This is a genomic window from Streptomyces sp. NPDC020422 (genome assembly GCF_044386705.1).
Taxonomy (GTDB): Bacteria; Actinomycetota; Actinomycetes; order Streptomycetales; family Streptomycetaceae; genus Streptomyces.
The window spans coordinates 1-21,710 of record NZ_JBIRVJ010000018.1 but is presented as its reverse complement, the minus strand read 5'-3'; the positions used below and the strand labels follow the sequence as shown (position 1 = coordinate 21,710).

The 21,710-nt window shown below is 71.9% G+C and carries 22 protein-coding genes and 1 pseudogene; 13 read left to right on the top strand and 10 right to left on the bottom strand.

Annotation, left to right across the window (positions count from 1 at the left end):
• Positions 1–179, bottom strand: a 179-nt coding sequence (locus tag ACH414_RS33600; RefSeq protein WP_382546012.1) for a methylmalonyl-CoA mutase family protein, incomplete at its 3' end; no start/stop codon positions are given.
• A 134-nt stretch (positions 180–313) separates the two neighbouring features.
• On the opposite strand from ACH414_RS33600, the gene ACH414_RS33595 reads away from it, so the two are divergent.
• The gene (locus ACH414_RS33595; protein WP_382532275.1) at positions 314–1,177 is read left to right on the top strand and encodes a peptidoglycan-binding protein; all 864 of its coding nucleotides are present in this window, start codon (positions 314–316) and stop codon (positions 1,175–1,177) included.
• A 443-nt stretch (positions 1,178–1,620) separates the two neighbouring features.
• On the opposite strand, the gene ACH414_RS33590 is transcribed toward ACH414_RS33595, so the two are convergent.
• Both ACH414_RS33590 and ACH414_RS33585 read right to left on the bottom strand, forming a co-directional pair.
• Positions 1,621–2,676, bottom strand: coding sequence for a hypothetical protein (locus ACH414_RS33590; RefSeq protein WP_398944813.1), 1,056 nt, complete (start codon positions 2,674–2,676; stop codon positions 1,621–1,623).
• Positions 2,676–3,365 (bottom strand): RNA polymerase sigma factor, encoded by a 690-nt coding sequence (locus ACH414_RS33585; RefSeq protein ID WP_398944815.1) that lies wholly within the window; start codon positions 3,363–3,365, stop codon positions 2,676–2,678. Before ACH414_RS33585 ends, ACH414_RS33590 begins: the two co-directional genes overlap by 1 nt.
• Before the next feature lie 359 nt (positions 3,366–3,724).
• Between ACH414_RS33585 and ACH414_RS33580 the strand changes: the two genes are divergently transcribed.
• Entirely contained in the window at positions 3,725–4,477 is a 753-nt protein-coding gene (locus tag ACH414_RS33580; RefSeq protein ID WP_398944811.1) for a Clp protease N-terminal domain-containing protein, read from the top strand.
• A 79-nt stretch (positions 4,478–4,556) separates the two neighbouring features.
• Here ACH414_RS33580 and ACH414_RS33575 read toward each other — a convergent pair whose 3' ends face one another.
• The 3 genes from ACH414_RS33575 to ACH414_RS33565 all read right to left on the bottom strand — a co-directional run bounded on the left by ACH414_RS33575 (position 4,557) and on the right by ACH414_RS33565 (position 7,513).
• Positions 4,557–5,078 (bottom strand): hypothetical protein, encoded by a 522-nt coding sequence (locus ACH414_RS33575; RefSeq protein WP_398944809.1) that lies wholly within the window; start codon positions 5,076–5,078, stop codon positions 4,557–4,559.
• Positions 5,079–5,144: 66 nt separating this feature from the next.
• The gene (locus ACH414_RS33570; protein WP_382532283.1) at positions 5,145–5,792 is read right to left on the bottom strand and encodes a DUF4328 domain-containing protein; all 648 of its coding nucleotides are present in this window, start codon (positions 5,790–5,792) and stop codon (positions 5,145–5,147) included.
• Positions 5,793–5,878: 86 nt separating this feature from the next.
• The gene (locus ACH414_RS33565; RefSeq protein ID WP_398944807.1) at positions 5,879–7,513 is read right to left on the bottom strand and encodes a glycoside hydrolase family 20 protein; all 1,635 of its coding nucleotides are present in this window, start codon (positions 7,511–7,513) and stop codon (positions 5,879–5,881) included.
• Between the two features lie 80 nt (positions 7,514–7,593).
• On the opposite strand from ACH414_RS33565, the gene ACH414_RS33560 reads away from it, so the two are divergent.
• The 6 genes from ACH414_RS33560 (at position 7,594) to ACH414_RS33535 (ending at position 12,489) form a co-directional block, all read left to right on the top strand.
• The gene (locus ACH414_RS33560; RefSeq protein ID WP_398944805.1) at positions 7,594–8,253 is read left to right on the top strand and encodes a 2-oxo-4-hydroxy-4-carboxy-5-ureidoimidazoline decarboxylase; all 660 of its coding nucleotides are present in this window, start codon (positions 7,594–7,596) and stop codon (positions 8,251–8,253) included.
• A gap of 236 nt (positions 8,254–8,489) precedes the next feature.
• A complete protein-coding gene (gene sdhC, locus ACH414_RS33555) occupies positions 8,490–8,870 on the top strand; it encodes a succinate dehydrogenase, cytochrome b556 subunit (protein ID WP_123954581.1) in 381 nt (126 codons plus the stop codon).
• A gap of 8 nt (positions 8,871–8,878) precedes the next feature.
• Positions 8,879–9,352 carry a succinate dehydrogenase hydrophobic membrane anchor subunit gene (locus ACH414_RS33550; RefSeq protein ID WP_046908506.1) on the top strand — a complete coding sequence of 158 codons (474 nt, stop codon included), beginning with the start codon at positions 8,879–8,881 and terminating at the stop codon, positions 9,350–9,352.
• A 24-nt stretch (positions 9,353–9,376) separates the two neighbouring features.
• Entirely contained in the window at positions 9,377–11,131 is a 1,755-nt protein-coding gene (gene sdhA, locus ACH414_RS33545; protein WP_382532287.1) for a succinate dehydrogenase flavoprotein subunit, read from the top strand.
• Complete coding sequence (locus ACH414_RS33540; RefSeq protein WP_382532289.1) at positions 11,131–11,889, top strand: succinate dehydrogenase iron-sulfur subunit; 759 nt, start codon at positions 11,131–11,133, stop codon at positions 11,887–11,889. Before sdhA ends, ACH414_RS33540 begins: the two co-directional genes overlap by 1 nt.
• Positions 11,890–11,982: 93 nt before the next feature.
• On the top strand, positions 11,983–12,489 hold the full coding sequence (locus ACH414_RS33535) for a hypothetical protein (protein WP_382532291.1): 507 nt from the start codon (positions 11,983–11,985) through the stop codon (positions 12,487–12,489).
• 13 nt (positions 12,490–12,502) lie between these two features.
• Here ACH414_RS33535 and ACH414_RS33530 read toward each other — a convergent pair whose 3' ends face one another.
• Entirely contained in the window at positions 12,503–13,051 is a 549-nt protein-coding gene (locus ACH414_RS33530; protein WP_386570637.1) for a MarR family winged helix-turn-helix transcriptional regulator, read from the bottom strand.
• An 86-nt stretch (positions 13,052–13,137) separates the two neighbouring features.
• Between ACH414_RS33530 and ACH414_RS33525 the strand changes: the two genes are divergently transcribed.
• Together ACH414_RS33525 and ACH414_RS33520 are read left to right on the top strand one after the other, a co-directional pair.
• Complete coding sequence (locus ACH414_RS33525; protein WP_398944802.1) at positions 13,138–14,397, top strand: MFS transporter; 1,260 nt, start codon at positions 13,138–13,140, stop codon at positions 14,395–14,397.
• Between the two features lie 11 nt (positions 14,398–14,408).
• Positions 14,409–15,188 carry a TetR/AcrR family transcriptional regulator gene (locus ACH414_RS33520; protein WP_382532296.1) on the top strand — a complete coding sequence of 260 codons (780 nt, stop codon included), beginning with the start codon at positions 14,409–14,411 and terminating at the stop codon, positions 15,186–15,188.
• Between the two features lie 11 nt (positions 15,189–15,199).
• On the opposite strand, the gene ACH414_RS33515 is transcribed toward ACH414_RS33520, so the two are convergent.
• Positions 15,200–16,759 carry an ABC transporter substrate-binding protein gene (locus ACH414_RS33515; protein WP_382532298.1) on the bottom strand — a complete coding sequence of 520 codons (1,560 nt, stop codon included), beginning with the start codon at positions 16,757–16,759 and terminating at the stop codon, positions 15,200–15,202.
• A gap of 213 nt (positions 16,760–16,972) precedes the next feature.
• On the bottom strand, positions 16,973–18,373 hold the full coding sequence (locus tag ACH414_RS33510) for a metallophosphoesterase (protein ID WP_386570642.1): 1,401 nt from the start codon (positions 18,371–18,373) through the stop codon (positions 16,973–16,975).
• Positions 18,374–18,474: 101 nt separating this feature from the next.
• Between ACH414_RS33510 and ACH414_RS33505 the strand changes: the two genes are divergently transcribed.
• The 3 genes from ACH414_RS33505 to ACH414_RS33495 all read left to right on the top strand — a co-directional run bounded on the left by ACH414_RS33505 (position 18,475) and on the right by ACH414_RS33495 (position 21,411).
• Positions 18,475–18,714, top strand: a complete 240-nt coding sequence (locus ACH414_RS33505; RefSeq protein WP_382532301.1) for an SCO4848 family membrane protein — start codon at positions 18,475–18,477, stop codon at positions 18,712–18,714.
• 644 nt (positions 18,715–19,358) lie between these two features.
• Entirely contained in the window at positions 19,359–19,520 is a 162-nt protein-coding gene (locus ACH414_RS33500; RefSeq protein ID WP_382532303.1) for a hypothetical protein, read from the top strand.
• 556 nt (positions 19,521–20,076) lie between these two features.
• Positions 20,077–21,411 carry a D-alanyl-D-alanine carboxypeptidase family protein gene (locus ACH414_RS33495; RefSeq protein WP_383649793.1) on the top strand — a complete coding sequence of 445 codons (1,335 nt, stop codon included), beginning with the start codon at positions 20,077–20,079 and terminating at the stop codon, positions 21,409–21,411.
• On the opposite strand, the pseudogene ACH414_RS33490 reads toward ACH414_RS33495, so the two are convergent.
• A pseudogene (locus ACH414_RS33490) lies at positions 21,398–21,574 on the bottom strand (YhjD/YihY/BrkB family envelope integrity protein); the annotation flags it as partial. The gene ACH414_RS33495 and the pseudogene ACH414_RS33490 overlap by 14 nt on opposite strands.
• Between the last annotated feature and the right edge of the window lie 136 nt (positions 21,575–21,710).

Genomic DNA, 21,710 nt, shown 5'->3' with positions numbered 1-21,710 from the left:
CCGAAACCGGCGTACTGGCGCATCGTCCACGGCCGGCCCGTGTACATCGACGGATACACACCACGGGTGAACGGATACCCACCCGGCTCACCCAGCCTCTCCGCGGGATCCCACCCCTCCAGCGACCCCGGCCCGTACACCGGCTCGATGGGCAGCCCCGACTCCGACTCGCGCGCCATGTGGTGTGCCTCCCGATCGGCCTCTTGCTCAGCGGTTGTCACGCCCAGCATGCCCGTCTCGATTCGGTCACGTGCGCAACCGCGCGCGGCCGGGAACCATCCCTTGTGTACACACGAGTTTTCGGGGGGCAACGATGAAGCGATCGTCCGTCATACGCAGAGCCGCTCTGGCCGCCGCAGCCATCGCGCTGATCGCCGGCTGCGGGCCTCAGGGCGGAGGCGCGGGCTCCGGGGGTTCCGGGGGCGGGGCCGGTGCGACGCCGCCGCCCGTGACGACCACGGCCGCTCCCCCGGCGAGCCCCAGCGCCGGCTCCGACGACAAGCCGTCCTCGCCGACGCCGTCGGCGAGCAGCGAGGCGCCGAAGCCCAAGGCCCTGATGGGCGAGGGCGACGAAACCGAGCAGGTCCGCGAGCTGCAGGCGCGGCTGCGGCAGATCGGCTACTTCGACCGGGCGCCCACCGGCTTCTACGGCTCGATGACCGCGGGCGCGGTGAAGTCCTTCCAGAAGAAGCGGGAGCTGCCGGCGACCGGTGCGGTCGACGAGGCGACCTGGCAGAAGCTGGTCGCCATGACGCACCGGCCGACCGCCGACGAGCTGAAGCCGTCCACCACCAACAAGCTGGACGCCCCGGACCCGCGCTGTCTGACGGGGCGGGTGCTGTGCATCAGCAAGGAGAGCAGGACGCTCGCCTGGATGATCGACGGCAAGGTGGTCTCGTCGATGGACGTGCGCTTCGGCTCGGAGAACACCCCGACCCGCGAGGGCCTGTTCAAGGTCGAGTGGAAGGCGCGGGACTGGACGTCGACGATCTACCACACGCCCATGCCGTACGCGATGTTCTTCAGCCGCGGCCAGGCGGTGCACTACTCGGCCGACTTCGCGGCCCGCGGCTACGCCGGCGCCTCGCACGGCTGCGTCAACGTCAGGGACAAGGCGAAGCTGTCGGAGCTGTTCGACCAGGTGAAGGTCGGCGACAAGGTCGTCGTGCACTGGTAGGCCCGGGAGAGGAAGGGGCGCGGGTGGGACCGGGGGAACGTGTCCCACCCGCGCCGGTGCGCTGAGCCGAAGGTACGGGGGGAACCCCGGCTCGTTGCGCTCGCCGATGACCAGTCGGCTCACTCAGTACTGCGTCACCGGCTCGAAAAGTGTCACACCTGGTGTCGGTGCCCGTGTCACGGCGGGTCGCACGGCCGGTTTCGAGGCGGGTCACACAGCCCGATTCACGGCGGGGCACACGGCCGGGGTTCACGGCCGGTCGCACGGGCCGGTGTCACGGCCGGTCGCACGGGCCGGTGTCACGGCCGGTCGCACGGCCGGATTCACGGACGGTCCCACGGCCGGTCGCACGGCCGGTGTCACGGCCGGTGTCACGGCCGGTCCCACGGCCGGATTCACGGACGGTCCCACGGCCGGATTCACGGCGGGGCACACGGCCGGTTTCAGGACGAGCGGTGGGAGCGGTCCTGACCGGACTTCTCCGCGCCCTTTCCGGGCTTCGCGGGCGACCCGGGCTTCGCGGGTGACCCCGGCCTTCCGGCGGGCGGGTCCTGGCGGTGCTTGTCGCCGCCTCGGTCACCCTTGTCGTCACCGTCCGAGCCGCCCGTCTCCGAGCCGCCGTCCGCGCCGCTGCCGCCCTTGCCGCCGCCGGAGGGTATGCGACCGGTGTGGGGCGCGCCGGTGGTGGGCGTGGGGGCGCCGGAGAGCACGCGGGTGCAGTAGCTCCTGACCGTCTCGCCGCTCTTGAGCGCCCGCTGGAGCTGCTGCCGGCCGCTGTCGGCGAGCCTGCCCTTCTGGAAGTCCTGGCAGGCCTTCAGGGTGGTCTGGCGCTCGGCGCCGTCGTCGCCGCCCTTGCCGGACGTGCTCGGACCGGGCGACGGGGTGGCGCTGCCGTGGCCGTCGGGTCCCGGGCCGGCGGTCGCGGGGCCGTCGGTGGCGTCGGGGGTCGCACTGCGCCCGTGGCGGTCCGTGGGGACGGCCGGGACTCCCGTGCCGGTGCCGCCGCTCGGCGAACCGAAGACGCTGGACTCGGGGGTGCCGGGGCTTTCGGCGGCGGTGACCGAACGGCCGGGGCCGGGCTCGGCGGTGATGGGCAGCATGCCCGTACCGGCCGCGACGGCGACCCCGCCGACGGTGACGGCGGCGAACGCGGCGGCCAGGCCGTAGCGCAGCGAGCGGCCCCAGCGGTGGGCCGAGGGGGCCGGGGCGATCCGGACGGTGCCGAGTTCGGACGCGGCGGCGGGCGCGGCGTACGCGGGCGCGGCGGCTTCGGCGGCGCGCTCGGCGGAGGCCTTGCGGAAGGCGGCCAGGGCCGCCGCCTCGCCGGGGAGTTCACCGTCCGGTCCGAGGACCGCGGCGGGGGTGCGGGCAGCGCCGAGGGCCCGCGCGAGGAGTCGGGCCTGCGCACGGGACACGTCGTCGACGGGGTCGACCGGCTCACCGCGCAGCAGCCGCTCCGCGGCCTCCTGGTCGAGCCACTGGTACCGCTCGTCGGCCATCACATGTCCTTCTGCGTCCGCGGGCGCGATTGCGTCACACCGCCGGGGGCCGTGACCCCGGGGCGGCGGCCGCGCTGCGGGGGTACGCCGTCGAGCGGGACGGCCGGTCCGGCTTCGGGGTCGTCGAGGCCCGCGTCCCCGGTCGCACCGAGGAGTTCGGCGAGCTTCTTGAGGCCGCGGTGCGCGGCGGTACGGACGGCGCCGGGGCGCTTTCCGAGGGTGTCGGCGGCGCTCTTGGCGTCCAGGCCGACGACGACCCGCAGGACGACGGCCTCGGCCTGGTCCTGCGGAAGCTGTGCGATCAGGTGCATGGTGCGGCCGGTGGCCAGGGCTTCCAGTGCCTCGCCGGCGGTGTCGGAGTCCGCGGGCTTGTCGGTGAGTTCGGTCTCGTCGCCGCCGACCGCGGGGCGGCGCCCGCGCATCCGGATGTGGTCGAGGGCCCGGTTGCGCGCGATGCGGGCGGCCCAGCCGCGGAAGCGGTCGGCGTCGCCGCTGAACCGGTCGAGGTCGCGGGATATCTGGAGCCAGGACTCGGAGGCCACGTCGTCGGCGTCGGCCTCGCCCACGAGGGTGCGTATGTAGCCGACCAGCCGGGGATGCACCGCGCGGTACACGGCGCGGAAGGCGTCCTCGTCGCCGTTCTGCGCGGCGAGCACTGCGGCGGTCAGCTCCGCGTCGTCCCCCAGCACTCCCCAACCCTGTTCGTCGTCGCGCTCATCGCGGCTGGTCGTCACCGCCACGCCGTCCGCGGCGCAGCAGCACGCTACGTCCTTTTCGGGCACCGCGTCCACGCGGGTCCCGCACTTTGTGCAACACGCAACGTTCGGGGGTGTGACACAAATCGCGGACGCGGCGCTGTTAGGAGTACGGGGCCGTGCTGCGGCTCCGCGGACGACGACCGGGGCCTCTCCTGTGGGGGGTGGCGGCCCCGGTCGTCTTCCTTTTCCGGGCGCCTCTCGCGGGGCGCCCGTTTCTTTTGCCGCGCAACCCACGAGGACTGTCAACCGACTGTTGACACTCCCAGGACTGTCAACCTAGGGTTGCACCCATGACGAATCCACTCGGCATGAGCAACCCCGTGCGACTCGACGACCTGATCGAAGCGATCAAGAAGTCCCACCCGGACGCCCTCGACCAGCTCTCCGGCGCGGTCATCGCGGCGGACCACCTCGGCGAGGTCGCCGACCACCTCATCGGCCACTTCGTGGACCAGGCCCGGCGCGCGGGCGCCTCCTGGACCGACATCGGCAAGAGCATGGGCGTCACCCGCCAGGCCGCCCAGAAGCGCTTCGTCCCGAAGGAGGACAAGGACGGCGACACGGCGAAGATGGACCCGAACGCCGGCTTCAGCCGCTTCACCCCCCGGGCCCGGAACGTCGTGATGGCCGCGCAGAACGAGGCCGCGGCCGCCCGCAACGACAAGATCGCCCCCGCCCACCTGGCGCTCGGCCTGCTCGCCGAGCCCGACGGGCTCGCCGGGCGCTGGATCGTCGGCCAGGGCGTCGGCCTCGACGCGCTCCGCGAGGCCCTCACCCCGACGCTGCCGCCGGCGGCGGAGGAGGTGCCCGGGCTCATCCCGTTCGACGCGGACGCCAAGAAGGTCCTGGAGCTGACCTTCCGCGAGGCCCTGCGCCTCGGTCACCACTTCGTCGGCACCGAGCACGTCCTGCTGGCCCTGCTGGAGTTCGAGGACGGCAAGGGCGCGCTCGCCGGTCTCGGCCTCGACAAGGCGGTCGCCGAGCAGCAGATCGCCGAGGCCCTCGCCTCGCTGCGCATCGAGGAGCCGGAGCCGGAGGCCTGACGGACCGACGGACCGACGGACCGACGGACGGACGGACGAGGGCGGCCGGAACCCGTGGGGTTCCGGCCGCCCCCTCATGTCACGCCGTGCGCGCCCGGCGCGAGACGACCGCCCGCAGCACCCGGCCGCCCTCGGTCGACAGGTCCCGGGCCCGGCGCAGACCCGTCGGGCCGTGCGCGGCGGATTCGAGTACGGCCCGCTGCCGCAGGAGCTCGCCCGCCCGCAGCGGGCCGGCCTCGGTCGCGTCGTACAGGCCGTGCACGGCGAGCGCCGCCTCGGAGCACCGCGCGGCCCACGCGCGCAGCGGCGCCTGCGCCCAGGCGGCGGGGACGCCGTCGAGCATCCCGCGCACCAGCACGGCGACCTCGCCCGTGCCGGTGCCCACGCCGTCCAGCTCGCCCCGGGCCTTGCCGACCGCCTCGACCCACGCCCCGTCCTCGCCGCGCGCGACCGCGGCCCACACGCCGCGCAGCACCTCGGCGCCCTCGGGCGCGAGCAGGGGCAGACAGCGGTCCAGACAGGCGAGGCCGGCGGCGGCCAGGCCCCGCTCGTCGGCCCGGTCGATCAGTTCCAGCAGCTCCGTGCTCGTCGCCGACGTCATGGACGCCTCCTCGCCACCCGATGCGGACGCAGTACTTCCACTACTGCGCCGTGCGGCGTTATTCCGTCACTGCGCGGCCGGAATCATGCCAGTGGCCTTCTGGTGCTGCATAGAGGTCAGACGCCGGACGAGCAGGATCGCGAGGGCGGCGGCGACGATGTCGAGCAGGTCGCCCACGAACATCCAGTCGGTGGCGGCCACCAGCGCGTCGACGGTCCGGGCCCCGTCGAACGAGCGGCTGCCGACCTCGCCAGTGATCCGGGCGACCAGGAAGAACAGCCACCAGAGGTTTACCAGGACGAACTCGCCCTTGCGGTCCGCGCCGTACGGCTCGGGGCGGCTGGCCCGCCAGGCGTCCACGACCAGGGTCCGCGGGAACCAGAACGCGACGATCGGGACGACCCAGCCGGCGATGATCCAGCCCTTCGCCCGGCGCTGCAGGTCCGGCGCCCAGACGTCGGCGTTCGCGCGTATCCGGAAGAGCCAGACGACGAAGACGACCGCTGTCGCGAGCAGCAGCAGGCCCTGCGCCGACCAGGCCACGGCGGTGCCGAGGGTCCCCTCGTATCCGGCCGGGTCCGGGTGGTCCGCGAGCGGCCCCCGGAGCTCGGACCGGGCGCCGAGGGTGGCGATCAGACTGGCGACGTCGGCGACGGCGGTCGCGCCGAGCAGGGACACGACGGCGACGGACAGGCCGTTGGGATTGCGGAGCATGGTCGGGCGGTTCCCCCCGGGGACGTGCGACGCCCCTCCCCGAGGCGCCGGCGCGGCCGGACGGCCGCAGCGGAGAGGACCGTACCTCAGCGCACCGCGGCCGCCAGATTCCTGAAGCGGTCCCAGGTCAGCGCCGGTTTCCGCGCGTCCCACAGCTTCTGCGCCGTCGCCGTCAGCGGCATCCGGATGCCGTCCGCCACCTGCGCCTGGGTCTGCGAGCCCGCCAGGTCGCACCAGACGGCGAAGCTGCCGCCGAGGATCTGCGGGTCGTAGCGGGCGGGCACGGGCGAGGTGCCGCGCAGCACCAGCGGGGTCCACTGCTCGTAGATGCGGCGGCCGGTGGGATAGACGAAGTCGTTGGGCTGGCCGAGCACGTAGTAGAGGTACTCGTCGTTGTAGTTGATCATCGTGCGGCCCGCGCTCAGATACGAGACGGGCTGCCGCGCGCCGATCTCCTTGCCCGTCCAGTACGCGACCTGGAGGTCCTTGGCCGCGGTGGCGACCCCGCCCGGGTAGAAGCCGTCGTTCCAGGCCCGCAGGGCCTTGCCGGTCGGCCGCACCACCGCCGCGCGGTCGTTCAGCCAGCCGGTGGCGAGGTCCCGGACCCGGCCCGACGCGCCGTACTTCGCGGTCGCCGCGCGGGCGAGCTGGGGGTAGCTCGCCTCGGGGTCCTTCGACATCAGGGCCACGTACTCGTCGCCGCCCAGGTGCCAGGAGGAGCCGGGGAAGAGGCCGGTGTACTCGGTGAGCAGCTCGTCGACGATCTTCGCGGCGGCCGGCTTCGAGATGTCGACGGCGCCGCGCGGGGTGCGGCCGGTGGCGCTCACCAGCTGGAGCTCCGGGTGCGCGTCGATGACCGCGCCGAGGTGCCCGGGCGAGTCGATCTCGGGGACGACCGTGATGTGCAGGCTCGCGGCCAGCTCCACGATCCGCCGGACCTCGGCCTTGCTCAGGTGCCGATCGGAGACGACCTCGGGGTGGCTGTCGGAGGCGATGCGGAAGCCCTGGTCGTCGGAGAAGTGCAGACCGAGCTCGTTGAGCTTGAGGTCGGCCATCTCGCGGAGCCGGTCCTCGATCCAGCCGGCGGCGAAGTACTTGCGGGCGATGTCGACCATCAGTCCGCGGCGGGGTTTCGCGGGGGCGTCGTCGACGACGCCCTCGGGGACCGCCCCGGTGGACCGGACGGACTGTTTCAGGGTCCGGGTGCCGTAGAAGACGCCTGCCTGGTCGGGGCCGGTGATCCGGACCCCGCCGCCGCGGACGGTGAGGGTGTACGACTCGGCTGCGCCCTGTCCGCCGAGCGCGAGGCTGACGTCGCCGGGGCGGGCGGCGGCGGTGCCGCGGTAGGGGATGCGCAGTTCGCCGGCGATCAGCCGGGCCTCGTCGGCGAGGGCGCCCGCGTCCTTCGCGGCGACGACGACGCCGGTGTCGGGTCCCGGCTTCCAGCCGGGACCGCGGGCCGCCTCGTGGGAGCGGACGGCCGGGATGGTGAGCGGGGCCGTGGAGAGCGGGTAGCTCTTCGTGGGCGTCGGGCTCGGCGGCGGGGGCGGCGCGGCCGAGGACGCGGCCTGGCTCGTGGCCGAGGAGCCCGTGCCTCCCGTGCCGGAGGCGGCGGGCGGGGCGCCGGAGGATCCGTTCGAGCAGGCGGTCACGGTGGCCAGCGCCACCGCGGCCGCCAGGAGTGCGGGGCCCCTGAGGGGCCCCCGTATGGAGTACCGCATCACTCGGAATCCTCCCTCACCACGCGATTCACGGCATCCCGGGCCTTCTGTCGACACCCTCGCCGAAACCACTCGTCCAGGTGAAATTCGCGCATCCGTCGGACACTTCCCCCTTCCCGCCGATAGCGTGGCGTCACATCCACCCCACGGCTTCCCTGCCACCACCTCCCACCCCATCGCTCCCGGAGTCACCGCTGACCAGCACCAGCGACACTCACGCACCCTCCCGGACCCTGGGCTCCCCCGCCATACCTGCCCAGGCGGCGCGTCACTGGCACCCCGATGGCCTCCCTGGCTTCAACGCGGCCCCGCACGCCCTCGCCGAGTCCCTGCTGCTGCGCTGCTGCGGCAGCCGCCGCTGGGCCGAACGGGTGGCCGCGCACCGCCCGTACCCGACCCTCGACGCGCTGCTCGCCGCGGCGGACGAGGCCGGTTACGACCTGTCGGGGGCGGATCTGGACGAGGCGCTGTCCCACGAGACCCCGGCGCTGCCGCCCCCGGACGCCCCGCCGGCCGCGCGGACCGCGCTGCAGGCCGCGCACGCCGCGTACGAGAGCGGATTCGGGCACGCGTTCGTCATCAGCCTCGACGGGGTGCCCGCGGGCGAGCGGCTGGACCGGGTCCTGGCCGGCATCCGGTCACGTCTCGGCAACGAAAGGGAGGAGGAACGGGCCGTCGCCGCGGAGGAACTGCGCCGCCTCGCCCGGACCCGGCTCACCCGTTCGGTCGCATCCTGGTGACGGCGTCGCGAATGGGCCGCCCTTTCCTCCGCAAACGCCCCTGATGCCCGGATAAGGGCCCGTGCGACAGTCCGATCGATAGCCCGTCCGTGCCTGTTTGATCACACCTATGGACCCCGCGCGAGCGAACCGACAAGTCGTCGCTACGATGACCGGGGCCGGTGGACCGTACCCGGCCGGGCCAGACCGACAGAGAAGCCGGCCGGCCCCGATCCCCGCTCCCGGAGGGTTTTTCCGTGCCGGCTGGAACGCTGTACCGCGGCCGGGAAGGAATGTGGTCCTGGGTGGCTCATCGAGTCACCGGCGTCCTCATCTTCTTCTTCCTGTTCGTACACGTGCTGGACACCGCTCTCGTCCGCGTCTCCCCCGAGGCGTACGACGATGTCGTGGCGACGTACAAGACGCCGATCGTCGCACTCCTCGAGTACGGCCTCGTCGCTGCCATCCTCTTCCACGCGCTGAACGGTCTCCGTGTCATCGCCGTGGACTTCTGGTCCAAGGGCCCGCGCTACCAGAAGCAGATGCTCTGGACCGTCGTGGGCATCTGGGTCGTGCTGATGGCGGGCTCGCTGTACCCCGTCCTCGGCCACGCCGCACGTGAACTGTTCGGGAGCTGACGCCAGACATGTCCGCTGACACCACTTCCGCGATCGGTCCCGTCGAGGGCGCTGCCTACGGCGTGGACAACCCGGCCCCGTACATCGAGGCCCCCCGCAAGCGCACGGGCAAGACCCCGCGGGCGACCCGGGGCAACTTCGAGATGGCCGCGTGGCTCTTCATGCGCCTCTCGGGTGTCGTCCTCGTCGTCCTGGTCCTCGGCCACCTGCTGATCCAGCTCTTCCTGGACGGCGGCGTCTCCAAGATCGGCTTCGCCTTCGTGGCCGGCCGCTGGGCGTCCCCGTTCTGGCAGGTCTGGGACCTGCTGATGCTGTGGCTGGCGATGCTGCACGGCGCCAACGGCCTCCGCACGGTCATCAACGACTACGCGGAGCGCGCCAACACGCGCCTGTGGCTCAAGGGCCTGCTGTACACCGCCACGGTGTTCACCATCCTTCTGGGCACGCTGGTGATCTTCACCTTCGACCCGAACATCCGCTAGGCACGGGGCTGAGGTAACCACGTCATGAAGTTCCACAAGTACGACACCGTCATCGTCGGCGCCGGCGGCGCCGGCATGCGCGCCGCCATCGAGGCGACGAAGCGCAGCCGCACCGCCGTGCTGACGAAGCTCTACCCCACCCGCTCCCACACGGGCGCCGCGCAGGGCGGCATGGCCGCCGCGCTGGCCAACGTGGAGGAGGACAACTGGGAGTGGCACACCTTCGACACGGTCAAGGGCGGTGACTACCTGGTCGACCAGGACGCCGCCGAGATCCTGGCGAAGGAGGCCATCGACGCCGTCCTCGACCTGGAGAAGATGGGCCTGCCGTTCAACCGGACGCCCAACGGGACGATCGACCAGCGCCGCTTCGGCGGTCACTCCCGCAACCACGGCGAGGCCCCGGTCCGCCGGTCCTGCTACGCCGCGGACCGCACCGGCCACATGATCCTCCAGACGCTGTACCAGAACTGCGTCAAGGAGGGCGTGGAGTTCTTCAACGAGTTCTACGTCCTGGACCAGCTGATCACCGAGGTCGACGGGGTCAAGCACTCCGCCGGCGTGGTCGCCTACGAGCTGGCCACCGGCGAGATCCACGTCTTCCAGGCGAAGGCCGTGATCTACGCGTCCGGCGGCACCGGCAAGTTCTTCAAGGTGACCTCCAACGCGCACACCCTGACCGGCGACGGCCAGGCCGCGTGCTACCGCCGCGGTCTGCCGCTGGAGGACATGGAGTTCTTCCAGTTCCACCCGACGGGCATCTGGCGCATGGGCATCCTGCTGACGGAGGGCGCCCGCGGTGAGGGCGGCATCCTCCGCAACAAGGACGGCGAGCGCTTCATGGAGAAGTACGCGCCGGTCATGAAGGACCTCGCGTCCCGTGACGTCGTCTCCCGCTCCATCTACACGGAGATCCGCGAGGGCCGCGGCTGCGGTCCCGAGGGCGACCACGTCTACCTGGACCTCACGCACCTCCCGCCGGAGCAGCTGGACGCCAAGCTGCCCGACATCACGGAGTTCGCGCGCACCTACCTCGGCATCGAGCCCTACACGGACCCGATCCCGATCCAGCCCACCGCGCACTACGCCATGGGCGGCATCCCGACCAACGTCGAGGGTGAGGTCCTGTCGGACAACACCACCGTCGTCCCGGGTCTGTACGCGGCCGGCGAGGTCGCCTGCGTCTCCGTGCACGGCGCCAACCGCCTGGGCACCAACTCGCTGCTCGACATCAACGTCTTCGGCAAGCGCTCCGGCATCGCCGCCGCCGAGTACTCCGCCAAGGCCGACTACGTCGAGCTGCCGGAGGACCCGGCCGCCTTCGTCGAGGCGCAGATCGAGAACCTGCGCAACTCCACGGGCAACGAGCGGGTCGCCGACCTGCGCCGTGAGCTCCAGGAGACGATGGACGCGAACGTGATGGTGTTCCGTACGGAGCAGACCATCAAGACGGCCGTCGAGAAGATCGCCGAGCTGCGCGAGCGCTACAAGAACGTGTCCATCCAGGACAAGGGCAAGCGCTTCAACACGGACCTGCTGGAGGCCATCGAGCTGGGCAACCTGCTCGAACTGGCCGAGGTCATGGCCGTCTCGGCCCTGGCGCGCAAGGAGTCCCGCGGCGGTCACTACCGCGAGGACTACCCGAACCGCGACGACGTCAACTTCATGCGCCACACCATGGCGTACCGCGAGGTCGGCGAGGACGGCTCCGAGACCGTCCGTCTCGACTACAAGCCGGTCGTCCAGACCCGCTACCAGCCGATGGAGCGTAAGTACTGATGGCTACCCCCGTTCTGGACAAGGTGGAGAAGGACTCCGCCGCGTCCCCGTACATCACGGTCACCTTCCGCATCCGCCGCTTCAACCCCGAGGTCTCGGACGCGGCGGTCTGGGAGGACTTCCAGATCGAGATCGACCCGAAGGAGCGCGTGCTCGACGGTCTCCACAAGATCAAGTGGGACCTGGACGGCTCGCTGACCTTCCGCCGCTCGTGCGCGCACGGCATCTGCGGCTCGGACGCGATGCGGATCAACGGCAAGAACAGGCTCGCCTGCAAGACGCTGATCAAGGACATCAACCCCGAGAAGCCGATCACCGTCGAGGCCATCAAGGGCCTCACGGTGATGAAGGACCTCGTGGTCGACATGGAGCCCTTCTTCCAGGCGTACCGGGACGTCATGCCGTTCCTGGTCACCAAGGGCAACGAGCCGACCCGTGAGCGCCTGCAGTCCGCCGAGGACCGCGAGCGCTTCGACGACACCACCAAGTGCATCCTGTGCGCCGCGTGCACGTCGTCCTGCCCGGTCTTCTGGAACGACGGCCAGTACTTCGGTCCGGCCGCGATCGTCAACGCGCACCGCTTCATCTTCGACTCGCGTGACGAGGCGGGCGAGCAGCGCCTGGAGATCCTGAACGACAAGGACGGCGTGTGGCGTTGCCGCACGACGTTCAACTGCACGGACGCCTGCCCGCGTGGCATCGAGGTCACCAAGGCGATCCAGGAGGTCAAGCGCGCGCTGATCACGCGTCGCTTCTGACACCTGGTCACCGGGGGAAAGCCCGCTTCTGTACGCTGCGTCGTGCAGAAGCGGGCTTTTTCGCATGGGTGCGTACGTGGAGGACGGGGACTGATGAGCGAGCCGAACCCTTACAAGTCGGATGACTACGAGTGGGGGCCCGGCGGGCAGCCCGGGGCGCCCGGCTACGGCTACCCGCAGCAGCCGACGATGCCCGCGGGGGTGCCGGTGCCGCCGCAGCACGCGCCGCTGCCGGTCGGACCGCCGGCGATGGGCGGCGCGCCGCTGCTGAGCCTCGGCGACATCACCGTGGTCGGGGACCAGATCATCACCCCGGCCGGGCCGATGCCGCTCAAGGGCGCGGTGTGGAACGCGATGGACATGTCGCGCACCGAGGAGAAGATGCCGACGGTCGCGATCGTCCTCGCGATCGTGTTCTTCATCTTCTGCCTGCTCGGTCTGCTGTTCCTGCTGATGAAGGAGAAGCAGACCACCGGCTTCATCCAGATCACGGTCACCAGCGGCGGCCGGCACCACGCGACGATGATCCCGGCGACCGGCCCGGACACCATCCACTGGGTGATGGGCCAGCTGAACTACGCGCGCTCGCTGAGCATGTGACCGGGGGCGAGCCCTAGCCGTGCCAGGGCTCGTTTCTGCCGGTGTGCTCCTCGGCCTTGAGCATGATCCGGCGCAGCAGGTCGTTGAGCTGGGTGCGTTCCTCCGGGCTGAGGACGCCCAGGAGGCGGTACTCCTCGTGGCCGAGGACGTCCATGGCGCCGAGCCAGGTCTGGCGGCCCGTGGGGGTGAGGGCGACGACGACGCGGCGCCGGTCGGTCGTGGACTGGGTGCGGTGGACGAGGCCGCGCTTCTCCAGGGCGTCGAGGCGGCCGGTGACGGAGGCGGGCGCGAGGTCGAGGTCCTGGGCGAGCTCGGAGGGGGCGGCGCTGCCGCCGCGGCCGGCGAGCTTGTGCAGGGTGTCGAACTCGTGGCGTTCGAGGTCGAAGTCGACCAGGGACTGCTCGCGCACCCGGCGCAGGTGGACGGAGAGCTTCTTCATCCGGGTGACCGCGCCCTCGACGACCGGGTCGAGGTCGGGCAGCACGGGCTGCCAGCGGGCCACGTGCTCGTCGGTCCAGTCGCGCGGTTCCTCGTCGGGGGCGGCGGGGGCGGTGGGGGCCATGGGGTGATCGTACGTCGGGGCGGGGACACGCACCGGCAGAAGTATTTCGTTGACGAATTATTCGTTACCGAAATACTCTGCGGGGCATGACGCTGCTCGGACGTGCCACGCCTGCCGTCGAACCCACTCCCCACCCCCTGCGCACCCGCCCCTTCCGGCTGCTCTTCACCGGACGCGCGCTCTCCCTCCTCGGCGACGCCGTCATCCCGGCCGCACTCGCCCTCGCCGTCCTGGAGGCGACCGGCTCCACCTCCGCGCTCGCACTGGTGCTGGCGTGCTCGATGGTGCCGAAGCTGCTCCTGCTGCCCCTGGGCGGCGTGGTGGCCGACCGGTTCGCCGCGCGGTCCGTCGCGCTCGCCATGGACCTGGTCCGCTGCCTCACCCAACTCCTCGTCGGCATCCAGCTGCTGAGCGGCACGCCCACGCTGTGGGTGATCGCCGCCGTCGAGGTGGCCGGCGGCGCCGCCGGCGCCTTCGCGATGCCCACCTCGGCACCCCTGGTCAAGGGCACGGTCCCCGCCCCGGGCCTCCAGCGCGCCAACGCGGCCATGGGCGTCGCCCACAGCGCCAGCCGCGTCGGCGGCCCCGCCCTCGCCGGGGCGCTGATCTGGACCGTCGGCCCCGGCTGGGCCTTCGTCCTGGACGCGGCGAGCTTCGCCGTCAGCGCCGCCCTGCTGTGCGCCGTGCGCGTGGACCGCGTGACCACGCCCCGGCGCCCGCTGCTCGCCGACCTCAAGGAGGGCTGGCACGAGGTCCGCAGCCGCGACTGGTACTGGACCAGCCTCATCGGCCACAGCGCCTGGAACGGCGCCGCCGCCGTCCTGATGACCCTCGGCCCCGCCGTCGCCCTCGACCGCCTCGGCGGCAAGGCCACCTGGGTGCTCTTCCTCCAGGTCGGCGCGATCGGCCTGCTGCTCGGCTCGCTGGCCGCCGACCGGCTCCACCCCCGGCGCCCGATCCTCGCCGCGAACCTCGGCCTCGCCACGTACGCGCTGCCCCTGGTCCTGCTCGCCACCGCCGCGCCCGCGCCGCTGACCATCGCCGCCTACGGGCTCGCCCAGGCGGGCCTCGGCTTCCTCTCCCCCGTGTGGGAGACGGCGGTCCAGCGGGCCGTGCCCGCCCACGCGCTGGCCCGGGTCACCTCCTACGACTGGCTGCTCTCCCTCGCCGCGATGCCCCTCGGCTACGCCCTCGCCCCGCTCGCCGCCTCCGCCTGGGGCCCGGAGGTCCCGCTCCTGGCCGCGGCGCTCGTCGTCGGCGGCTGCTGCCTGGGGACGGGCCTGGTGCCCGGGGTACGGCGGTTCGGGGCCGACCGAGGGTGCGAGGCACCGCGGACGGCCGACTAGGCTCAGGCCCTGTGAACGACGCGAGGGAAGACACGCAGGACGCGCACGCGGGCGGGCAGCCGGCGGAGAAGCCCGCCAAGGCGCCCAAGAGCGAGCAGACCCGCGCGCTCATCCTGGAGACCGCGCTCCGGCTGTTCAGGGAGCGCGGCTACGACAAGACGACGATGCGGGCCATCGCCCAGGAGGCCGGGGTCTCCGTCGGCAACGCGTACTACTACTTCTCCTCCAAGGAACACCTCGTCCAGGGCTTCTACGACCGGATCGCCGAGGAGCACCAGGCGGCCGTCGAGCCCATCCTGGGAAGCGGCGAGAAGGACCTGACCGCCCGGATCCGCGGGGTGCTGCTCGCCTGGCTGGACATCGCCGCGCCGTACCACGAGTTCGCGTCCCAGTTCTTCAAGAACGCCGCCGACCCGGACAGCCCGCTCAGCCCCTTCTCACCCGAGTCGGAGGGCCCGCGCGAGGCCGCGATCGAGGTGCACCGGCGGGTCATCTCGGGGGCCGCGGTGAAGGTCGACCCCGAACTGTCCGAGGCGCTGCCGCAGTTGCTGTGGCTCCAGCAGATGGGCCTGGTGCTGTTCTGGGTGTACGACCGCTCCGAGGACGCCGCCAACAGCCGGCGCCTGGTCGAGCGGCTCTCCCCCGTCACCGCGCGGGCGATCCAGCTCTCCCGCTTCCGGATCCTGCGCCCGCTGGTGAAGGAGACCCACGAGCTGCTGCGCGACATGATGCCGACGGCCGCCGGGATGGCCGCCTCGGGCAAGCCGAGGCGGACGTCCAAGTCGGGCTGAGACCGGCCGGACTAGATCCAGCCGAGTTCCCACAGGCGCCAGATGCCCGTGCCGTCCGAGAGGTACTGCGAGCCGGCCACGTCCTCGGTGGACAGCACGTAGTCCTTCTTCTGCCACAGCGGCACCAGCGGCACGTCCTTGGCGACCTCGGACTGGATGGCCTTGAAGTCGCCGGTGGCCCGCGAGCGGTCGCTGAACTGCTGCGTGGAGGCGATCAGCTGGTCGATCGTCGCGTTGGAGAAACCGTTGTGCAGCGTGTTGTCGGTGCCGACGAGCGGGGCGGTGAAGCTGTCGGAGTCCGGGAAGTCGGGGAGCCAGCCGACGGTGTACGCGTCGAACGTGCCCTTCGCGTACGCCTTCTGGAAGGACTGCCAGTCGACCGACTCGACCTCGACCTCGAACAGGCCCGTCTCCTCCAGCTGCTTCTTCAGCTCGGCGGCCTCGGCGGCGTAGGTGGCGTCCTTGCGGTGGCCCAGGGTGAACTTCACCGGCGTGTCCACGCCCGCGCTCTTCAGCAGCTTCTTCGCCTTGGCCGCGTCGGGCTCCGGGTAGGCGTCGTAGAAGGCCGTGCTGTGCCCGACGAAGCCCTGCGGGATGAGCGAGTAGAGCGGCTCGACCGTGCCCTGGTAGGGGCCGGTCGTGATGGCCGGGCGGTCGATGACGGCGGCCACGGCCTGCCGTACGGCGCGCTTCGCCATCGCCGAGCCGGGCCGGACGTTGAAGTTGAGGTTGCGGATCTCGGCGCTGGCCGCCTCGGTGATCTTGGTGCCGTCCTTGGACGCGTCCTTCAACGAGTTGATGAACGCCGGCGGCATCTGCCGGTGCGTCACGTCCACCTGCTCGGCCTTCCAGGCGGCGGCGAGCTCCTCGGACTCCTTGAAGTACTTCACGACGATCGTGTGGCCGGTCTTGGTGACGGCGCCCCTGTACCGCGGGTTGGGCTCCAGACGGGCGCTCTCGCCCGGCTTGTACTCCTTGAGGACGTACGGCCCCGAGCCGTCCACCGTCGTGCCCGTGCGCAGCGACTTCGCCGGGTACGCGGTGCGGTCCACGATCGAGCCGGCGCCGGTCGCCAGCTTCAGCGGGAAGGTGGCGTCCCGGCCGCTGAGGTTGAAGGTGACCTTCTGCCCGGCCGCCACGACGCTCTTCAGCGTCGGGAAGAGGGGCTGCGGACCGACGTCCGTCTTGATGCTCAGCATACGCTCGAACGAGAACCGCACGTCGTCGCCGGTGATCTTGCGCCCGCTGGCGAAGGTGAGGTCGTCGCGGACCGTGCACTGGTAGGTGGTCAGCTTCGTGCCGATGAACTTGCAGCTCTCGGCGGCGTCCGGGACCGGCGTCGTGAAGCCGGGCTTGAAGGTCAGCAGCGACTGGAAGACATTGCTGTACATCGCCCAGGAGCCGGCGTCATAGGCGCCGGCCGGGTCGAGCGAGGTCACCTCGTCCGTGGTCCCGACGGTGATCGGTTCGGTCTTCACCTGGTCGGAGGGCAGCAGCTGCCATCCTCCGACTCCGGCGGCCACCAGAACCCCACAAGTGATCAGAACGCGCAGACGCACCGACGACCGCATGAGACGTGCTTCCTTTTTTCGTGCCCACCCCTGTCGCGGAGGCACCCCAGCCTGCCGCGATGGCGCCACCCAATCACACGGGTTTCACAAGTGGAAGAGTAAACATTCACACGACACACATATGTCCGTGATGAGAAAGAGGGGTGGAACGGTACGTATCCGCAAGGGCGCCCTGCGTCACGTTTTCGGACACTCCGTCCGTCCTGCGTTCCCTCACGCCTGCCGGGACGCGAGCTCCACGACCGTGATGTCCGAGGGCGCGCCGACCCGCACCGGAGGGCCCCAGGCGCCGGCCCCGCGCGAGACGTAGAGCTGGGTGTCGCCGTAGCGCTCCAGCCCCGCGACGGTCGGGTTGGCGAGCTCGGCGAGGTAGTTCCCCGGCCACAGCTGCCCGCCGTGGGTGTGCCCCGACAACTGCAGGTCGACGCCGTGGCGGACGGCGTCGTCGATGACGATCGGCTGGTGCGCGAGCAGCACCGCCGTACGGGACCGGTCCCGGTCCCCGAGCGCCTTGCCGAAGTCGGGGCCCTGCCCCTCGCTCTCCCCCGCCACGTCGTCCACACCGGCCAGGTCGAACCCGGCGCCGATCTCGACCCGGGCGTTGCGCAGCGGGTGCAGCCCGAGCTCCCGGACGTGGTCGACCCAGGCGTCGGCGCCCGAGAAGTACTCGTGGTTGCCCGTCACGAAGTAGGCCCCGTCCCTGGCGCGCAGCCGCGCGAGGGGCGCGGCGGCGGGCCCGAGGTCCTGGACGCTGCCGTCGACCAGGTCGCCGACGACGGCGACGAGGTCCGGCTGGGTGGCGTTGATGGTGTCGACGATCCGCTGGGTGTGGGCGCGCCCCAGGATCGGCCCGAGGTGGATGTCCGAGACGACCGCGATCCGGTACCCGTGCGCCCGGCGCGGCAGCTTCGCCAACGGCACGGTCACCCGCTTCACCCGCGGCCCGCGCAACACCCCGTACGTCCCGCCCCCGACGGTCCCGACGGCGAGCGCGGCGGCGGTGCCGGAGACGAGCCGGTTGACGAAGAGACGGCGGGAGGGGTCGGAGGAGCCGGGGCCGGGAGCGGCCGCCGGGCCGGGCCCGGGGGCCGGAGCCGACTCGGCTGAGACGCCGGCGGCCACGGGCACGGCGGCGGGATCGGCCACCGGCACGGCGGCGGCCTCGGGAGCGGGATCGGCCACCGGCACGGCGGCGGCCTCGGGAGCGGGATCGGCCACCGGCACGGCGGCGGCCTCGGGAGCGGGATCGGCGGCGGGGGCAGCCGCCGCCCGGGGCGCCCCCGCGCCCACCGCCCGCCGCGCGAGCACCCGTCGCAGCAGCGGCCGCAGCGGCTCCGTCACCGCCAGGGCGAGCGTCACGTACAGCAGCAGGGCGAGCCAGAGGAAGCCCGGCCACGCGACGGCCTGCTGGAGCGGGAAGGGGGCGCCCGCACGGCCCGAGACCAGGGCGGCGACCGAGAGCAGCGGCAGCACCACGGCCGCGACGGTGCCGGCCCGCCGCGCGAGACCGCCCGGGACCGTCAGGTCGCGCACCAGGCGCCGCCACACGTACCAGTGGACCGCCCCGAGCACGGCGAGCACCACGACCAACACCAGCAGAAAGACGACGACCACGCCCTGCGTACCCCTTGTCCGCTTGAACCCGGTGCTCCGACCGCCCCGGGCACGTCCGATACTGGCAGGGCAAGCCCACCCGACCCCGAAGGGCACCCCCGATGAAGCTCAGCCGCCGCGTCTCCTGGTTCCTGCTCGCGTTCGGCGTCTGGTCTTGGGTGATCTGGGTGACCTTCGCGAAGAACCTCTGGAAGGACGGCAGCGGCCTCGCCTTCGACGACGCGGGGAACCCCACCGCCTACTTCTGGGTCCACCTCGCCCTCGCCGTCACGTCCTTCATCCTAGGGACGGCCGTCGGCGTGATCGGCTTCCGGGGTGTCCGGGCGAACGCGGCCAAGTAAGGAGAAGCCCCGACAGCGCGGCTCGGGACCGCCTGGACGGGGCGAACGGGGAGCCGCTACGGCTTGGTGGCCCGAGCGCCTCGACGCTCCCACGCCCGGTCACATCGGAACCCTGGACAGCCCGCACTCACGGCGGGCTGGGGCCCGCACGGGGTCTGGGTACGGACATGCGCGCGCCCTGCGGGCGGATCAGAACATCAGCGCACGTCAGACCCGCACCTACCGGACCGGGTTGCAAGCCGCCGAGAGCCATCCGCCATGGCGGTGTCCATAGCGTCAAACTTCCGCCACCGCTTTTGTACACATACGGCTCATGACGACCCGGGGGTCGAGAGCGATACGCTTTTCCCATAATCAGCGCGATACGCGGTGGGGGCAGTGATGCTCTCCGGGAGGGATCGCAGCACGCAACCGGCCACGTCGCCGCTGATCACAGCGGCACCGAACTACCCCCAGTAGAACGGGGTTTGGGCTTTTGGGCCCGGTCGCCTCTCATCGCTCCGCAGCGTCGACTCCGACCGGACGCCCCCCCATCGCGTCGCGGCGTTGTGTCCTTTCTTCCCTAGCCGTCACGCAAGGGCGCGCGACAGGAGCCAGAGGACATGCAGGCCGCATGACCGAAGCCGGCGAGAGGACCACGAACCATGACCAGGACTCGCAACACGGGCACGAAGAGCACAGCCCGGCCCACGCTCGAACTCCACGTCGGAGGAATGCACTTGATCGTCCAGCGCATCCCCGGATGGCTCGTCACCCTGGCCTCCCTCGCCGGCGGTGCAGCCGGAACGTGGTGGGCGCAGCGGTAGGCGAGTCGCGCCGTTGTCGTACGGCACCTCGACGAAGTGCGGCACGCCCCGGCAGCACCGAACTCCATCCGCGTCTGACAGCCGACACGAGGTGTTCGAATTTCGGGTGGACGCGTTGGATCCCAACCGGACCTACCGACGTCTTTGTACGTGTGAATCACCTCCCACCCCCGGCTCGCCGCCGGCGCCTCGCAGGCCGCCACCTGGCTTTCCGGCGACGCCTCGGAGGTGTCGGGACGCGTCTGGGACTGCCGGGCGCAGACGGCTACCCCCACCGTGTCCGGGCGCCCGGCTGCCGCGGGCGAAGCGAGGGGGGACAAGGTCTCTCACCTGCTCTTTTCTGTTGTCGAGGCGCCACGGTTGACTCCATGGAGAAAGTGATCCGATGAAGCAGCTCCACACTCCGAAAACGAGCGGGAACCCGGAGGCGGGCCGACCGAAGGTCATGGTGCGGGTATCGCCGGACGCCCCCCAGGCCCTGCGGACGGGTGGACGAGTGGAGGTGAACCGCCCCGCGGGGTTCGGAAGGAGCTTCCGGGGATGTACGTTCTCGATCGTGTCCGCATCGAAGATGACCGCGAAGGCCGCCCTGACGGTGACCGTCGCCACCGCCCTGCTCCCCCTCCTCGCCTCGGCCCCCGCCGCCGCCGACGACATGGACAAGCAGCCCAAGCCGCCGAACGCCATGTCCAGCGTCGGCGGCACGCTGCTGTCGCGGCCCGGAACGCAGGTGCAGCTCGGGCCCGGGGCGCCCGTGCTGCCGAAGGAGCTCAGCGCGCGGTCGTGGATCGTCGCGGACGCGGAGAGCGGGCAGGTGCTGGCCGCGCACAACGCGCACTGGCCGCTGGCGCCCGCCTCCACGCTGAAGATGCTCTTCGCGGACACCGTGCTGCCCAAGTTCCCGAAGACCGAGAACCACACGGTCAAGCCGGAGGAGCTGGCCGGGATGGGCGCGGGGTCGAGCCTGGTCGGCATCAAGGAGAAGCAGACCTACAGCGTCCACGACCTGTGGCTCGGCGTCTTCCTGAAGTCGGGCAACGACGCCGTGCACGTCCTCGCGGCCATGAACAACGGCGTCAAGCAGACCGTGGACGAGATGAACGCCCACGCCGTCGACCTCCAGGCGCTCGACACCCATGTCGTCTCGCCGGACGGTTACGACGCCCCGGGCCAGGTGTCCTCCGCGTACGACCTCACCCTCATCGCCCGCAGCGGCATGCAGAAGGCCGACTTCCGGGAGTACGCCGCGACCCCCCGGGCGGCCTTCCCCGGTGAGCAGAAGCCCGGCAAGAAGCGCGAGACCTTCGAGATCCAGAACACCAACCGGCTGCTGACCGGCGACATCGGCGTCCCGGCCTACCAGGGCATCGCCGGCGTCAAGAACGGCAACACCACGCACGCCGGCGCGACCTTCACGGGCGTCGCCGAGCGCAACGGCCGGGTGTTGCTCGTCACGGTGATGAACCCGTCCTCCAAGGAGCAGCACGCGGTCTACAAGGAGACCGCCCGGCTGCTCGACTGGGGCTTCGCCGCCTCCGGCAAGGTGACGCCGGTGGGCGAGCTGGTGCCGCCGAAGTCGGCGCGCCTCGACGCGGGGGCCTCGGCCGGGACGGGCTCGGACGGGACGCTGCCCGCCCCCGGCAAGAACGCCCCGACGGGCGCGGAGAAGACGGCGGCCGGTCCGGAGAGGTCGGGTGGCGTGGGGATCGCGCTCGGCGTGGCGGGCGGGGTGCTCGTGCTTCTCGCGGGCGCGGTCTTCCTCGTCAACCGGCGCTGGCCGCTGGCGGGTTCGACGCGGAAGGGCCGTCGGAAGGGGACGGGGGAGCAGGAGACGGTTGCGGAGGAGTCCGCTGCTCCTGCTGCCCCTGTCGACGAGGGCGTGAACCCGTAGCCGTCCAGGCCGAGCAGAACAGCAGCAGCTTCGCGGTGAAGTTGATCCACAGGAGCAGGGCGACCGGCACGCCGAAGGCCCCGTACATCGACTTCGCCGCGACCCCCCTCATATAGCCGCCGAGCAGCAGTTTCAGCAGCTCGAAGCCGATCGCCCCGAGAAGCGGGGGGGGCCCCCCCCCCCGGGGGGGGGGGGGGGGGGCCCCCCGGGGGGGGGGGGGGGGGGGCCGGGGGGGGGGGGGGGGGGCCGCCCCCCCCCCCCCCCCCGCGGGCCGGGGGGGGGGGCCCCCCCCCGCCCCC